We start from the raw sequence: 14,612 nt of genomic DNA, 5'->3' as shown, positions 1-14,612 counted from the left end.
CCGCGACGGCCGGACCATGACATCGAAGTGGCGGCGCTCGGGCTCGCGTGGCGGTACGGCCCGGTGGCGGGTGTGGCTGCTCGCCGCGCTCGCGGCCCTGCCGATCGCGACGGCCGCCGTCGTGGCCGTGGCCTACCCGGCGCTCGCCGCCGCCACCTGCCCCGGCTGTTACGGACTGGAACGGCTGGCGGAGAACGTCTACGCGGAATCGGGCCTGCCGCCGCACCGGAAGCGGCAGGTGGTCTCGGCCGTGGAGGAGGCCGAGCGGCGGGTCCGCGACTTCTACGGCGGCAGGCGGACCTCTCCGCGGATCCTCGCCTGCCTCGGCGACCGCTGCTACCGGCGCATCGGCGGCGGCGGGGAGCGTGGGGTCGCGGTGCTGGACCGCGTGGTGATGCTGTCGCCCTCCGGCGTGGACCCGGTCATCGCCTCGCACGAGATGTCGCACGTCGAACTGCACGACCGGCTGGACACGGGTGCTCAGGTGCCGCAGTGGTTCAACGAGGGCCTGGCCGTCCTGGTCTCCGGCGACCCACGGTATCTCGCGCCGGAAACCGCGCCGGAAACCGCGCCCGACACCGCCGCAGACACCGCGCCGGAAACCGCGCCGGAAACCGCGCCGGACCGCTGCCTCGTGAGCACGGACGCTTCGCTGCCTGTGACGCTGGACGCCTGGTTGCGGGCCGCCGGCGCCGACCGGAACACCTACGCCCGGGCGGCGTGCCGGGTGAGCCGATGGGTCACCGCCAACGGCGGGCCGCACGCCGTGCTCGACCTCGTCCGGCGGCTCAACGAGGGTGAGACGTTCGGCGCCGTCACGGGGATGTGAGGGAGCGCCCGCCGGCGGTCAGAGGTCGGCGGTCAGGCGGCGCAGGGCCTCGCGGACCTTGCCGGGGTCGGTGGTGCGCCAGTAGGGCGGCAGCGAGTTCAGCAGGAACCCGCTGTAACGGGCCGTGGCCAGCCGGGGATCGAGCACCGCGACGACGCCGCGGTCGTCCATCGAGCGCAGCAGGCGGCCCGCCCCCTGGGCCAGTAGCAGCGCGGCGTGGGTGGCCGCGACCGCCATGAAGCCGTTGCCTCCCGAAGCCGCGACGTGCCGCTGCCGCGCCGAGGCGAGCGGGTCGTCGGGGCGCGGGAACGGGATCCTGTCGATGATCACCAGGGTCAGCGACGGCCCCGGGACGTCGACGCCCTGCCACAGGGAGAGCGTGCCGAACAGGCAGGTGGCGGGGTCGCCGGCGAACTGCTTGACCGGCTGCCCGGTCGAGTCGTCGCCCTGGCAGAGCAGAGGCACGTCCAGCCGTTCGCGCAGCGCCTCCGTCGCGGCCTTGGCGGCCCGCATGGAGGAGAACAGGCCGAGCGTGCGCCCGCCGGCCGCCTCGATCAGCTCGGCGATCTCGTCGACGTACGCCTCCGGCAGGCCGTCACGGCCGGGCTGGGGGAGATGCGTGGCGACGTAGAGGATGCCGCGGCGCGGGTGGTCGAACGGGGAGCCGACGTCCAGGCCGGTCCACTCGCCCGGCCGCAGGCCCCACTGCCGGGCCAGGCTGTCGAACGTGCCGCCGAGCGCGAGCGTGGCGCTGGTGAGGACGACGGTCCGCTCGCCGAACAGCTTGTCCCGCAGCATGCCGCCCACCGACAGCGGCGCGACCCGCAGGGTCGGCGGGACGCGGCCGCGCCCCTCCTCCAGCCAGACGACCTCTGCCCGGTGGATCTCCTCGGCCTCCGCGTCGCCGCCCGCGCGGCCCGCCGGCCCCCCGGACGCCGAGGCGCCCGTACCTGAGGACCCCGTGCATGAGGCCCCTGAGTCCGAGGCCCTGGAGTCCGAATCCGCGGTTTCGGGCGCGTCGCGGCCCGAGCCGGTCCCGCCGGCCGCCGGGCCGAACGCGTCGAGCATCCGCTGCGCGGTGTCGTGGACGTCGTCGAGCATGGTGAACGCGGCCTTGCGCAGCCCGGCGTTCTCCGGGTCGTCCTTGTCCTTGTTGCGCGGCCCGAGCGCCGTGATGCAGGCGAACGCGGCGTCCCGCACCAGCGCGAGCGTCATCCCGAGGGACTGCGGCAGCGTGTCGACGCGGCCGGGCGGCGCGGCGGCCAGCAGGGCACGCAGGTCCTCGCCCGCCTCCTGCAGCCGGTCGGCCACCCCCTGCTCGATGAGCCGTCCCGCCCGGCGCACCGCCAGGCTCACCGTGGCCTCGGACAGCTCGCCGGTGACCACGGAGGTGACCCGGTCGGCGAGCTCGTGCGCCTCGTCCACGACGACCACGTCGTGCTCGGGCAGGACGGCGAAGTCCTCCATGGCGTCGATCGCCAGCAGCGCGTGGTTGGTCACCACGACGTCGGCCTCGCCCGCCCGCTCCCGGGCGAGCTCCGCGAAGCAGTCCGCGCCACTGGGGCAGCGCTGGGCGCCCAGACACTCCCGGGCGGTCACCGAGAACTGCCGCCAGGCCTGGTCGCTGACTCCCGGCACGATCTCGTCGCGGTCACCGGTCTCGGTGTCGTCGGCCCAGTCCTGGATCCGCTGCACCATCCGGCCGGTCGCGCTGACCTCGCGCGGGTCGAAGAGCTGGTCGTCCTCGTCCTCGGGCATGCCCGCCGCCATCTTGTGGCGGCACAGGTAGTTGCGGCGCCCCTTGAGGATCGCGAACTCGGGGCGGTTCGGCAGCAGGCCCTCCAGGGCGTCGGCCAGCCGGGGCAGGTCGCGGTCGACGAGCTGGCGTTGCAGCGCGATGGTGGCGGTGGACACCACCACGGCCTCCCCGCTCTCGGCCGCGTGCCTGATCGCGGGCACCAGGTAGGCCAGGGACTTTCCGGTGCCCGTGCCGGCCTGCACGGCCAGGTGCTCCTCGCTCTCGACGGCGTCGCGCACCGCCTGCGCCATCTTGACCTGGCCCGGGCGCTCGACGCCTCCCACCGCGGTCACCGCGGCGGTGAGGAGTTCTTCGACGGGCGGAAGCTCGGGACGGTCCTTTGGCACGGCAGAACGCTACCCCCTGGCACCGACATCTCGTGCGTGACGCGTTCACCACATCCTGGCGTTCCAGGAACTCCCTCCCGGCCCGCATGGCACACTGGATACCAGTGCTCTCAAGATCAACGGCGATCTTCCCAGTGAGGTCAAAGAGGACGAAACGGATATTGCGCCAGGGTTCCCGGGATCGAGTGGACGAAAAAGGGCTGGTAAAGGCACTATGACTGCCATGTCGGAAGTTGTCCCATTGCCATCGTTCGGCGAGGTGTTCTTCGACGCACGGGGTCAGGACCGCGTGCTCAGGGTCACCTGGCACGACGGCACGCTGGTGCTGAGTCTGTGGCGGGGCGAGATGTGCACGGCCAGTTTCCGTATGCCCATGGACGACGTGGGACGTCTGATCGACACCCTGGACGACGGGTACGCCGAGGACGACGTTCCGGACCAGGACGCCGGCACCGGGCCCTTCCCCCGGCAGGCGCCCGACCAGGACGGCTACGCCGCCGCCGGCCGGGAGGGATACCCGCCGCACGCCGCCCAGCGCCAGGAACACGGCCAGGAACACGGGCAGGAGATCGCGCAGGAGGCCCGGGGCCGGGACGCCTATCCCGCCCAGGACCCTTACGCCGCCCCGGATCCGTACGCCGCCCCGGACCCTTACGCCGCCCCGGACCCTTACGGCGCGCAGGCGCAGGACGCCTATCCCGCCCACGACCCGTACGCCGCCCCGGTCAGGGGCGCGTACGGCACGCAGGCGCAGGACGCCTATCCCGCTCAGGACCCGTACGCCGCCCCGGCGCGGGAGGCCTACCCGGCGCAGGCCGCGGACCCCTACGGCGCCCGGGCGCAGGACGCCTACCCGGCGGCCCAGACCCAGGACGCCTACCCGGCGGCCCAGGCCCAGGACGGCTACGCCACGCCGCCCGACGGGTACGCCGCCGGCCAGGCCGCGGACGGCTACGCCCCGCGCGACCCGTACACCGCCGACGATCCCTACGCCGCGCCGCAGCACTCCTACGGCCAGGCCCAGGACGGTTACGGCGCCGCCCGCGACGCGTACGCGCGGGGCGAGAACGGGTACGCCGCGCCGGACACCCACCGGGGACACGAGGCCGGCTACCCCGAGCAGCCCGCGCGTGGCGACTACCGGAGCGGTTACCAGAGCACCTACGAAGGTGACTACCAGGGCGACTACGAGTATCCCGACTTTCCCGGCACAGGGCAGTATGCCCGCCCGCCGGTGCCGCCGCCCGCTCCGGCCGCCGAGGCCCACCCGGCTCCGGTCGCGCTCGGCCCCAACGACGTGCTCGTCGCCCGGGGAACCCCCACGCAGGACCGCCTCGTCGCGTCCTCCGCGACCCAGACCGGGCCCCTGGCGGACCCGCGCCGGCAGCCTCCGGCGGTCGACCCGAACGATCCCCTCGGCCTCGGCGCCGTCCGGCCGTACGTGAACGAACCGCCGCCCTATCACACGGGCGAGCGACTGCGGCCGGACCAGCGGCCGGCGGGCCAGACTCCCGACCCGCAGGCGGAGCACGAGCGTCAGGGAAGACGGCGTTCCGGGCGGGCCACCGGAGAGAGCCAGGCCCAGTGGCCGGACGACGGCCAGGAGGCGTGGGAGGACACGCGGGGCTGGTAGACCGATATATGGGCCGGTGGTCAGCGGGGGTTCCAGCGGTAAGTAATCTCGTCGTCTGATGGACACCTCAACGGCACTGCAGTTCCTCCTCCTCCCCGCCGGCGCTCTCGCCGTCGCCGCCCTGGCCCGGTGGCGGGACTGGTCCTCCCCGCTGCTCCTGGTCTTCGCCGGGCTGGCCGTCTCGTACCTGCCCGGCGTCCCCGACTACAGCCTCGATCCCCATATCGTCCTGCTGGTCTTCCTGCCGCCGATGCTCTACTCGGCGGCGCTGGACAGCTCCTATCTGCGGCTGCGCGACGCCGCCCGGCCCGTCGGGCTCCTCGCGGTCGGGCTCGTCCTGATGACCACCGTGGTGGTCGGGTTCGTCACGCACGCCATGGTGCCCCAGCTTCCCCTGGCCGCGGCCTTCGCGCTCGGCGCGATCATCGCGCCGCCCGACGCGGTGTCCGCGGTCGCCATCGGGCGCCGGCTCGGCCTGCCGCGGCGGGCGCTGACCATCCTGGTCGGCGAGAGCCTGTTCAACGACGCCACCGCGTTGACCGCCTACCGGGTCGCGATCGGCGCCGTGGCCGGCACGGCCGGGGGAGTGCTCGACATCGGCGGGCAGTTCCTCCTGGCCGCCGGGCTCGGCCTGGTCATCGGCCTCGCCATCGCGCGGATCGCGGGCCTCGTGCTGCGGCGGCTCGGCGACGCGCTGATCGCCAACGGCGTCTCGCTGCTCGTGCCGTACGCCGCCTATCTCGCGGCCGAGGCCGTGCACGCCTCCGGCGTGATCGCCGTGGTGATCGTCGGAATCTACCTGGGACACCAGCTCAGCCGCAGCTCGTACGGCACGCGCCTGCTGTCCGGGGCGGTCTGGCGGGTGGCCGACCTGGTGCTGGAGTCGATCGTGTTCGCGCTGATCGGCCTGCAGCTGCGCCCGATCCTCGCCGGGCTGGGCGGCCAGCGGCCCGCGCAGCTCGTGACGTACGCCGTCGTGCTGTTCCTGGTGGTCGTCCTCGTCCGGGCCGCCTGGGTGCCGCCCAGCACCTACCTCCCGCGGATGCTGTCGAAGCGGGTGCGCGCCCGGGAACCGAAGACCCCGGCATGGCAGAACGTGGTGGTGACGAGCTGGGCGGGGATGCGGGGGGTGGTGTCGCTGGCCGCGGCCTTCGCTCTGCCCGAGGACTTCCCCCAGCGCAACCTGCTGCTGTTCCTGACGTTCGCCGTCGTGGTCGGCACCCTGATCGTGCAGGGCCTGTCGTTCCCCTGGCTGATCAGGAAGCTCGGCGTCTCCACGGCCAGGGAGCGGTACGCCGACGACCTGGCGGAGGCGGGCGCCCAGCAGGCCGCCGCGTCGGCGGCGCTGTCCCGGCTGGAGGAGCTCACCTCCGACGGCGTGCGCGACGTTCACGAGGAGGTCGTCGACCAGTTGCGCACCCGCGCCGAGCGCCGGGCCATGCACGCCTGGGAGCGGCTCGGCGGCGGCACCGGCCAGGAGGGCGAGGAGACGCCCGCCGCGCTCTACCGGCGGCTGCGCCGGGAGATGCTCGCCGCCGAGCGCGACGTGTTCGTACGGCTGCGCGACGAGCGCCGTATCGACGACGAGGTGCTCCACCGGGTGATGCAGGAGCTCGACTTCGAGGAGGCGACGCTCGAACGCGGCTGAGTGGAGCCGGGACGGCTACCGGCTCACTGACCGAGACGCTGGTCCGGGTAGCACCAGCGCCAGTTCTCGCCCGGTTCGTAGGAGCGGACCACCGGGTGGTCCGTCTCCTTGTGGTGGGCGGTGGCGTGCTTTCCGGGAGAGGAGTCGCAGCAGCCGATGTGGCCGCAGGTCAGGCACTTGCGGAGGTGGACCCAGTGCATGCCGAGGTCCAGGCACTCCTGACAGCCTTGCGGCGTGAGCGCCCCGGGCTCGGCGGCTTCGGCCGCCGCGAGCAGATGTTCACACGTTCCCATGCCGCAGATGCTATGACCCCTGTTCGACCGGCCCGGCCGTGTCCTCCACCAAACCACTACAAACCCGCCCTCGGAATCTGCACCCCCGGCCCGTAGGTTCCCGGCCATGACGGTCGACATCGGTGACTTCACGGCTGACCCCACGGGTGACTTCACGGGCTGGTTGCGCGACTTCGAGGGCGCCGCGCTGCTCCGCCGTACGTGGGGCGACCCCGACTGGAGCCGGGGCGCGCGGCTGGACCCCGCCCTGGTCCGCAGCCTCCAGCGGTTCCAGGTGGGCGAGGACGGCGACGGAGCCTTTCTCACGGGCAAGGCCGGCTGGGCCGGAGACCCGGTGTACGCGGCTGCGGTCCGCCTGTTCGTCGCGGAAGAGTGCGAGCACGCCCGCCTGCTGGCCCGGCTGCTCGAGGCGGCGGGCGCGGCGACCCTGCGGGGCCACTGGACCGACGCCGTCTTCGTCCGGCTTCGGCGGCTTCTCGGGCTGCGCCTGGAGTTGATGGTCCTCATGCTGGCCGAGGTGGTCGCGCTGGCCTACTACCGGGCCGTGCGCGACGGCGCCGGTGATCCACTGGCCTCCGAGGTCGCCGGGCGGATCCTCGCCGACGAGCTTCGGCACGTGCCGTTCCATCGCGACCGGCTGCGATTGTCCTTCCGGAGGTCGTCCCGGCTGACGCGGGCCGTGGCCGCGGGCCTGTGGTGGGCCCTGCTGGCCGGCGTGGTCGCCGTGGTCGTGGCCGACCACGGCGGGGCGCTGCGCGCGGTGGGGGTGCCGGGCGCCGCCTTCGTCCGCGAGGTGGCGGCGCGCTTCCACGGCGTCGTCGCCGGCGTCATGTGGCCGGCCGGGCGGAGGGCCGGGGCCCGGACAACTGGGGCCCGGACGGCCGGGGCTCGGACGGCCGGGGCTCGGACGGCCGGGGTACCGGCGGCGGGTGAGGGAACGGGCGCCGCGCGGAGCCGCGGCGATCGGGGCACGGTTGGGTAGGGTGATCGGCATGCGACTCCTCCCGCTCGCCGCCGCCTGCGCCGCCGCCGTCCTGTTCGCCTCGGGCTGCGCGACCGCGGACAAGGCCCAGTCGTGCGCCGAGGCGACGAAGGTGATCAGCCGCACCGTCAGCGAGATCGGCAAGGTCGCCGACGACCCCGCCGCGATGCGCAAGAAGATCGAGGACGGCGCCGCCGACCTGGAGGACATGGCGAACAAGGCGGCCGACACCAGCCTCAGGGACGCCCTGCGGGGGCTGGCCGAGAGCCTCCAGAAGCTGAACGTCGACGACGCCAACGCCGCGGTGGACGCGGCGCAGAGGGTGGCGACCGACGGCGCGCGCTACCTCCGCAAGGTCAGCGAGGCCTGCATCTGACCCGGCCGCCGGAGGCCGGCGCCGTCAAGGGTCCGCACGGCAACCCGGGAAATCTGCCGGAAAAGGGGCAAAGTTAGCGTTCTCCCATGAGAGGGAACGAGAACGAGCCAGACCCCCGCTTCGTGCTCGCCAACGAGCGGACGTTCCTCACCTGGATCAGCACCGCCCTCGCGCTGAGCGCGGGCGGCATCGCCATGGCGGTCGTCCCCGAGGACGTCTTCGTCCCGTGGGTGCGCACGCTGCTCGCCCTCGTGCTCGTGCTGCTGTCCGCCCTGGCGGCGGGCTCGGCCTACCCACGCTGGCGGCACATCGACCGCGCGCTGCGCGAGGACCGCGCGCTCCCGCCGCCCGCCCTGGCCCCCATGTTCGGGTACGGCGTCGCCGGGGTGGCCGTCCTCGCCCTGCTCCTCATCCTCGTGCCGAGGTGATCGCGTGACCACGTCCGGGGACGACGACCCCAGGCCGGGCCTGCACGGCGAGCGGACCCGGCTGGCCTGGGTGCGGACGGCGGTCCTGATGTCGGGGTCCGGCATCGGGGCGGCGGGGGCGGCGGTGCGGGACGACCTGCCCGGCCTCGCCGTTCCCTTCGGGGTGGTGGCGCTCGCCGGCGCCGTCCTGCTCCTGCGCACCGGGCTGCGGCACCGCGCCCTGGAACTGGCGCTGCGGCACGGGCGCCCGCTCGGCTCCGGGCCGGACGCCCGCGTCGCCTGGGCCGGGGCGCTCGCCGCCGCGGCCGGAGCACTGGTCCTGGTGCTCCGCCTCGCCTGACGCGAGACCCCGGCCCGGGCGCCGGTGTCAGTCCAGCCGGTGTCAATACCAGTTGTGGGACCGGAAGTGGCCCCACGCGCCGCACGGCGAGCCGTAACGGCCCTTGATGTACCGCAGCCCCCACCTGATCTGGGTCTGCGGGTTGAACCGCCAGTCGCGGGCGACGTAGCCCATCTTGTCGCCGGGCAGCGCCTGCGGGATGCCGTAGGCGCCGGATCCGGAGTTGTAGGCCCGGTGGTCCCAGTTGCTCTCCCTGGTCCAGAGGCTGTCCAGGCACTGGAACTGCTCGCCCGACCACGTGCGGCGGGTGACGAGCCGGAAGGCGTAGGCTTTGCTGATCACCTTCGCCGGCGCCCGGAACCTGGGCGCCTCGGGCGCCGCCCGCATGGTCCACACCCCGAGGTGCGTGACCTGGCGGGCGTTCTGCCCGGCCGACTCGTCCGCCGACTCGCCGGCCATCTCGCCGGCCATCTCGCCGGCCCATGCGACGCCGCCCACGCCACCGGTCAGGGCGGCCGCGATGACGGCGGCGACTGTGCTGCGTAGAACGCTGTTGCTGTCCAAATCGGTCCTTGTCATCGGGTCGCGTGCGGAAGGGGCGCGCGCTGGCGCCCTTCGCGGCCGTACGCCCATGACGTGGGCGTCCGCCGTCCGCTCGGCCCGCACCGGATCACGAAGAGCTTCCGGCGGGCACCGCGACGGGTCCTCACGCGGATTGAAATACGGCGGCCCGCCCCGGCGGCGGCATTCGCGACACGCCGCGGACGGTTCTTTGCCCATCCGCCGCAGAACGCCGACCTTTCCCGGGGGCGCAGGTTAACCAGCGGCACAGGGTAAAGGGGGCAGGGCTCAACAGGGGCGACACGGCGCGCTCCCGGTGGCCCCGCGCGGCGCGGCGGGGGAGACGGGACGTATGGTGCGGACATGAGCGTTCTCGAGATCCCCGTGAACACGATCGACGGCGCGGGCACGACCGTCGGCGGCCTGCTCGGCGGGCGGGCCGCGCTGGTGGTCAACGTCGCGTCCAGGTGCGGCCTCACCCCGCAGTACGGCGGCCTGGTCGCGCTCCAGCGAGCCTACGCCGACCGCGACTTCACCGTCGTCGGCGTGCCCTGCAACCAGTTCATGGGCCAGGAGCCCGGCTCGGCCGAGGAGATCGTGGAGTTCTGCTCCACCACCTACGGCGTGGACTTCCCGCTGCTGGAGAAGACCGAGGTCAACGGCCCGGGACAGCACCCCCTCTACGCCGCGCTCACGGCCGTCCCCGACACCTCGGGGTCGGCGGGCGACGTGGAGTGGAACTTCGAGAAGTTCCTCGTCTCCGCCGACGGCGAGGTGGTCGCCCGGTTCCGGCCCCGCGTCGCCCCCGAGTCGCCGGAGATCGCCGAGGCGATCGAGAAGGTCGTCTCCTGACGGACGTCAGGACGACCGGCGCGGCGCGACCCTGGGCCCGCAGCTCGCCCGTACGACGAGCCGCGTCGGCAGCGTGACCGTGGGAGGCCGGCGGCCCTGCCGCAGCACCAGTTCGGCGGCGCGGTACCCGATGTCCTGGGCGGGCTGGGCGATCACCGTCAGCGGCGGGGAGCACAGCTCCGCCCAGGGCACGTCGTCGAACATGATGAGCGACACGTCCCGGGGGATGCGCACGTCCAGCTCCCGGGCGGCCAGCACGGCCGCCTCGCCGAGCACGTTGCCGCCCGCGATGAGCGCCGTGACGTCCGAGTGGTGCTGCAGCAGCCCGGCGGCGGCCGCGTAGGCCGAGTCGCGGCTCGCGCGCGCGTGCACGACCAGGTCGCGGTCGACCGGCAGCCCCAGCGACGCCGTCGCGCCCAGGAACGCGGTCACACGCTGTGACTGCCCGTGCCGGGCGAGGAAGGCGATCCTGCGGTGGCCCAGCCCGGCGAGGTACTCCACCGCCGTGAGGACGCCCGCCCGGTCGTCGGGCACCACACTCGGCACGTCGGTCCGCACCCGCCGGTCGGCGAACACGACGTTGAGCCCCGCCCGCAACGCGGGCGCCCACATGTCGCCGTCCCCCGACGGCACCGCGATGAGCCGGTCCATGCTCTGCTCGATCAGCGCGCCGATCAGCTCGGCCTCGCGCTCGGGGTCGTCGCCGGTGACCCCGATCGTCACGGGTTCGCCGTACGAGCGGGCGCACGACAGCACGCCGTCGGTCAGGCGCGCGTAGAAGCTGTCGGTGATGTCGGGGACCAGCAGGCCGACGCCGCCGGTCCGCTGGCGCCGCAGGTTGCGCCCCAGCGCGCTCGGCCGGTAGTCGAGCCTCGCCGCGGCGGCGTACACCTTCTCCCGTGTCTCGGGGCTCGCCGATCCTCCTGACAGGACGCGTGACACGGTGGCCACCCCGACCCCCGCCGCCTCCGCCACTTCCTTGATCGTTATTCGCCGCTGCACTGGACCACTCATGGAAACGATTCCATCATGGTTCCATCCGGCAAGTAACCGAAATCTTGACAATAGGCGGCATTTCACGGGACAGTCATGAAAACGTATCCACTTGCTCTTGACTCGCAAGCGCGAAGGACTGGCATGGCTTCTATCGTTCTGAACAGTGTCGACAAGATCTACGCGGGCGGGGTGAAGGCCGTGAACGGCCTCAACCTCGAGATCAAGGACGGCGAGTTCATGGTGCTGGTCGGCCCGTCGGGATGTGGCAAGTCCACCGCCCTGCGGATGATCGCCGGCCTGGAGGACATCAGCGGCGGCGAGATCGTCATCGGCGACCGCGTGGTGAACCACCTCCCGCCGAAGGACCGCGACATCGCGATGGTCTTCCAGAACTACGCGCTGTACCCTCACATGACGGTCGAGGAGAACCTCGCCTTCGGCCTCAAGCTGCGCAAGATGCCCAAGTCGGAGATCCAGAAGCGGGTCAACGACGCCGCCCGCATGCTCGGCCTGGAGCAGTACCTCAAGCGCAAGCCCGCCGCCCTGTCCGGTGGTCAGCGCCAGCGCGTCGCGATGGGCCGCGCCATCGTCCGCGAGCCCCAGGCCTTCCTCATGGACGAGCCGCTGTCGAACCTCGACGCCAAGCTCCGCGTCTCGATGCGCGCCTCGCTCAACCAGATGCACGAGCGCCTCGGCGTCACCACGGTGTACGTCACCCACGACCAGGTCGAGGCCATGACCCTCGGCGACCGTGTCTGCGTCCTGCGCGACGGCGTGCTCCAGCAGGTCGACACCCCGCAGAACCTGTTCGACAGCCCGGTCAACCTGTTCGTCGCCGGCTTCATGGGCTCCCCGGCCATGAACTTCGCCTACGCCGAGCTGGTCCGTGACAACGGCGGCGCCTCGGTCGCCTTCGCCGACTACCGACTGCCCGTCCCCGACTCGACCTTCGCCGAGAAGCCGGGCCTCGACCGCTACATCGGCCGCAAGATCATCCTCGGCATCCGGCCCTCGGACTTCGAGGACTCCGGCTCCGCCAGTGGCAACGGCGCCGGCTGGGCGCGCGTCCCGGTCCGCGCGACCGTCACCGAGGAGCTCGGCTCGGAGATCAACGTCCTGTTCACGATCGACGCCCCGCCGGTCGAGCACAAGGACACCGTCGCCGCCGCGAACGACGGTGACGACGAGGAGACCTCGATGCCGCTCACCGGCGACAAGTCGCTGTGGACCGCCCGCGTCAACGCCCGCAGCCACGTCCGTCCGGGCCAGGAGATCGAGCTCGTCGTCGACACCCACAACCTGCACTTCTTCGACGTCGACTCGGGTCTGTCGATCGGCCACGAGGCCAACATCGGCCGCTGAGCCCCGGGCGCCGGTCTCTCAGGCGCCGCGGCGCACACCCTGACGCCCGCCCTGGCGCACACCGCGGCGGGCGTCCCCTGACACGCCCCCGGGCACGCCCCGCCGTCCGCCCCCGGCCCACCGCCGGGGGCGGACGCCGTAGAGCCTGGCTCCCAGCACGAGCGCCAGCGCGGGAGCCAGCATCCCGGCCGTCATCGCGGCCGGGCCGCGTCCCGCCGCGAGCGCGACCGGGAGGCAGGTCAGGGCGAATCCGGCGAACAGCGCGGCGGATGGCCCGAGACGCACCCTGCCTCGCCTCCTCCCGTACGGGAGGAACCCCAGGCAGGCGCCGGACAGGACGGCCGCGGACACCGCGAGGGCCGGGTCGGCGAGCAGGAGCGCCGCGCCCGCGATACCCGCGCCGGTGACGGCGGCGAACCCGGCGAGCGCGCCGCCGAGCCGGTCGAGCAGCGCGTGGGCGCCGGTCATCGCGACGATCCACATCACGCTGACCGGGCCGTCCGGCCAGTCGCCCGTCAGCGTGACCTGCACGCCGCACAGCACGACCCCGCCCGCCGCGACCGACTCCACGATCAGGCGCGTGGCGAGCGGCAGCGCGCCCACATCCTCGATCAGGCCGAGCAGCGCCACGGCCGCGGCGGCCAGCAGGACCGCGCTCACCCGCCGGTCCGGCGGGCCGAGGGCGGCCACGGTGGCCGCCACCGTGGCGCCCGCCGTCACCGCCGCGAGCGTCATCCCGCCCAGATAGGGGATCGTACGGCGGACCGGGCGCAGCGCCGCGGCGGCGAGCAGGCAGCCGGCGGCCCCGGCGAGCGCGGCGGTCAGAAGGGGTGTCACCGGCTGCCCACCTCCGACCGCGCCGCGCCGCGCAGCGTGCGGTAGAGCGCCTCGGTGTCGGCCACCAGCCGGTCCACGCCGAACGCCCGGCAGGTCCATGCGCGGGCCGCCTCGCCCATCCGCCGGGTCAGGCCGGGATCCACCAGGAGCCGCACGAGGTGGTCGGCCATCTCGTCCGCGTCGGGTTCGGTGAGGAACCCCGTGCGGCGGTCCATCACGATCTCGGGCACGCTGCCCACCCGCGTGGCCACGGCGGGCAGACCCGCCATGCCGGCCTCCACGAGCGAGAGCGGCGTACCCTCGCTGTCGGAGGTGAGCAGCATCACGTCCGCCGCCGCGTACACCGTCTCGACGTCGCGGCGCCAGCCGAGCAGGCGGAAGGAGTCCCACATCGGCATGACGGCCCGCTCCAGCTCCTCCTTGAGCTCGCCGCCGCCGCACACGAGGAACCGCGCGCCGGGCAGCCGCGCGAGGACCGCCTGGGCGACCTCCGCGAGCCGGTCCGGCCGCTTGGCCTTCTTCAGCCGCCCGACGTACGCCACGACCGGCGCGTCGAGCGGGACCCCCAGCGCGGCCCTCGCTTGCCCGCGGTCGGGAAGCGGGCCGAGACGGGTGCCCGGAGGGATGACCACGTACTGCTCGGGCCGGCCGATCCCGGCGGTGAGGAGGTCGTCGCGCACCCGGGCGCCGACGGTGACGATGCGGTCGGTCATCGACGCGAGGCGGCGCTCGGTGCGGGTGTAGACCGCCCGGCGCAGGCGTGAGAGCCGGCCGTCCAGGAGATGGCCGTGGTAGGTGTGCACGCGGGCCGCGCCCACGCCCGACAGGTGGGCCGCGAGGCGGCCCAGCGCGCCGGCCTTGGTGGTCCGGGTGTGCACGATGTGCGGCCGGAACTCGCGCATCGCGTTGGCCAGCCCGAACAGGGCGCGGTAGTCGTCGGCCGGTTTGATCGCCCGGCCGAGGCCCGGCACCCGGTGGACCGGGATCGTCACGTCGCGAAGCAGCAGATGGTCGCCCTCGCCGCCGTCCACGTAGCCGGTGTAGAGCCGGTGGTCGAACTCCACCGGGCTCAGCCGCTCGCACAGCCCTGTGACCTGGGTGGCGGGCCCGCTCACGTTCATCCGGGCGATTATCTCCATGACCCGAATCCGGTCGTCCGGTTTCATGTCGGCTGCTCCCTGATCATGTCGGAGAAGCTAGCCCGCCCGTCCCGCCGCGACCGGACACCCAGACGGCGCCGGAAGAGACTTTTCCGTATCCGTACCCAAGCCTTACAGCGGTCCGTCCGGCAATCGCGGGGCGGGCGGCGCGGCCGCTCCTACAGTCGTCC

15 protein-coding genes are annotated in these 14,612 nt (G+C 73.4%); 9 read left to right on the top strand and 6 right to left on the bottom strand.

Translation table 11 applies throughout. From position 1 onward, the window contains the following. The first annotated feature begins 16 nt into the window (after positions 1-16). Positions 17-829: a hypothetical protein gene (locus OG344_RS30505; protein WP_405086048.1), complete on the top strand. Its 813-nt coding sequence runs from the start codon at positions 17-19 to the stop codon at positions 827-829. 18 nt (positions 830-847) lie between these two features. On the opposite strand, the gene OG344_RS30500 is transcribed toward OG344_RS30505, so the two are convergent. Continuing rightward, a complete protein-coding gene (locus tag OG344_RS30500) occupies positions 848-2,974 on the bottom strand; it encodes an ATP-dependent DNA helicase (RefSeq protein WP_405086047.1) in 2,127 nt (708 codons plus the stop codon). Positions 2,975-3,197: 223 nt separating this feature from the next. On the opposite strand from OG344_RS30500, the gene OG344_RS30495 reads away from it, so the two are divergent. Together OG344_RS30495 and OG344_RS30490 are read left to right on the top strand one after the other, a co-directional pair. Beyond that, positions 3,198-4,607, top strand: a complete 1,410-nt coding sequence (locus tag OG344_RS30495; RefSeq protein ID WP_405086046.1) for a hypothetical protein — start codon at positions 3,198-3,200, stop codon at positions 4,605-4,607. Between the two features lie 58 nt (positions 4,608-4,665). Further along, a complete protein-coding gene (locus OG344_RS30490) occupies positions 4,666-6,255 on the top strand; it encodes a Na+/H+ antiporter (protein ID WP_405086045.1) in 1,590 nt (529 codons plus the stop codon). Between the two features lie 23 nt (positions 6,256-6,278). Here OG344_RS30490 and OG344_RS30485 read toward each other — a convergent pair whose 3' ends face one another. After that, positions 6,279-6,548: a UBP-type zinc finger domain-containing protein gene (locus tag OG344_RS30485; protein WP_327046655.1), complete on the bottom strand. Its 270-nt coding sequence runs from the start codon at positions 6,546-6,548 to the stop codon at positions 6,279-6,281. 106 nt (positions 6,549-6,654) lie between these two features. Here OG344_RS30485 and OG344_RS30480 point away from each other — a divergent pair, with 106 nt between their 5' ends. The 4 genes from OG344_RS30480 to OG344_RS30465 all read left to right on the top strand — a co-directional run bounded on the left by OG344_RS30480 (position 6,655) and on the right by OG344_RS30465 (position 8,674). Beyond that, positions 6,655-7,530, top strand: a complete 876-nt coding sequence (locus tag OG344_RS30480) for a ferritin-like domain-containing protein (protein WP_405086044.1) — start codon at positions 6,655-6,657, stop codon at positions 7,528-7,530. 10 nt (positions 7,531-7,540) lie between these two features. After that, positions 7,541-7,906: a hypothetical protein gene (locus OG344_RS30475; protein ID WP_405086043.1), complete on the top strand. Its 366-nt coding sequence runs from the start codon at positions 7,541-7,543 to the stop codon at positions 7,904-7,906. A gap of 86 nt (positions 7,907-7,992) precedes the next feature. After that, entirely contained in the window at positions 7,993-8,334 is a 342-nt protein-coding gene (locus OG344_RS30470; RefSeq protein ID WP_150931662.1) for a YidH family protein, read from the top strand. A gap of 4 nt (positions 8,335-8,338) precedes the next feature. Beyond that, positions 8,339-8,674 (top strand): DUF202 domain-containing protein, encoded by a 336-nt coding sequence (locus OG344_RS30465; protein WP_405086042.1) that lies wholly within the window; start codon positions 8,339-8,341, stop codon positions 8,672-8,674. Between the two features lie 42 nt (positions 8,675-8,716). On the opposite strand, the gene OG344_RS30460 is transcribed toward OG344_RS30465, so the two are convergent. After that, a complete protein-coding gene (locus OG344_RS30460) occupies positions 8,717-9,253 on the bottom strand; it encodes a lytic transglycosylase domain-containing protein (RefSeq protein WP_405086041.1) in 537 nt (178 codons plus the stop codon). A 345-nt stretch (positions 9,254-9,598) separates the two neighbouring features. Here OG344_RS30460 and OG344_RS30455 point away from each other — a divergent pair, with 345 nt between their 5' ends. Next, the gene (locus tag OG344_RS30455) at positions 9,599-10,087 is read left to right on the top strand and encodes a glutathione peroxidase (RefSeq protein ID WP_327046648.1); all 489 of its coding nucleotides are present in this window, start codon (positions 9,599-9,601) and stop codon (positions 10,085-10,087) included. Between the two features lie 6 nt (positions 10,088-10,093). Here OG344_RS30455 and OG344_RS30450 read toward each other — a convergent pair whose 3' ends face one another. Next, a complete protein-coding gene (locus OG344_RS30450; RefSeq protein WP_405086040.1) occupies positions 10,094-11,101 on the bottom strand; it encodes a LacI family DNA-binding transcriptional regulator in 1,008 nt (335 codons plus the stop codon). A 123-nt stretch (positions 11,102-11,224) separates the two neighbouring features. On the opposite strand from OG344_RS30450, the gene OG344_RS30445 reads away from it, so the two are divergent. After that, complete coding sequence (locus tag OG344_RS30445) at positions 11,225-12,445, top strand: sn-glycerol-3-phosphate ABC transporter ATP-binding protein UgpC (RefSeq protein WP_327046646.1); 1,221 nt, start codon at positions 11,225-11,227, stop codon at positions 12,443-12,445. 18 nt (positions 12,446-12,463) lie between these two features. Here the strand turns inward: OG344_RS30445 and OG344_RS30440 are convergent, their stop codons facing one another. Both OG344_RS30440 and OG344_RS30435 read right to left on the bottom strand, forming a co-directional pair. Further along, positions 12,464-13,282, bottom strand: a complete 819-nt coding sequence (locus OG344_RS30440; RefSeq protein ID WP_405086039.1) for a hypothetical protein — start codon at positions 13,280-13,282, stop codon at positions 12,464-12,466. Continuing rightward, complete coding sequence (locus OG344_RS30435) at positions 13,279-14,448, bottom strand: glycosyltransferase (RefSeq protein ID WP_405086038.1); 1,170 nt, start codon at positions 14,446-14,448, stop codon at positions 13,279-13,281. Before OG344_RS30435 ends, OG344_RS30440 begins: the two co-directional genes overlap by 4 nt. Positions 14,449-14,612: the final 164 nt, after the last annotated feature.

The sequence above is a fragment of the Microbispora sp. NBC_01389 genome (assembly GCF_045040095.1).
Lineage (GTDB): Bacteria > Actinomycetota > Actinomycetes > Streptosporangiales > Streptosporangiaceae > Microbispora.
This window is presented reverse-complemented; position numbering and strand designations above follow the sequence as displayed.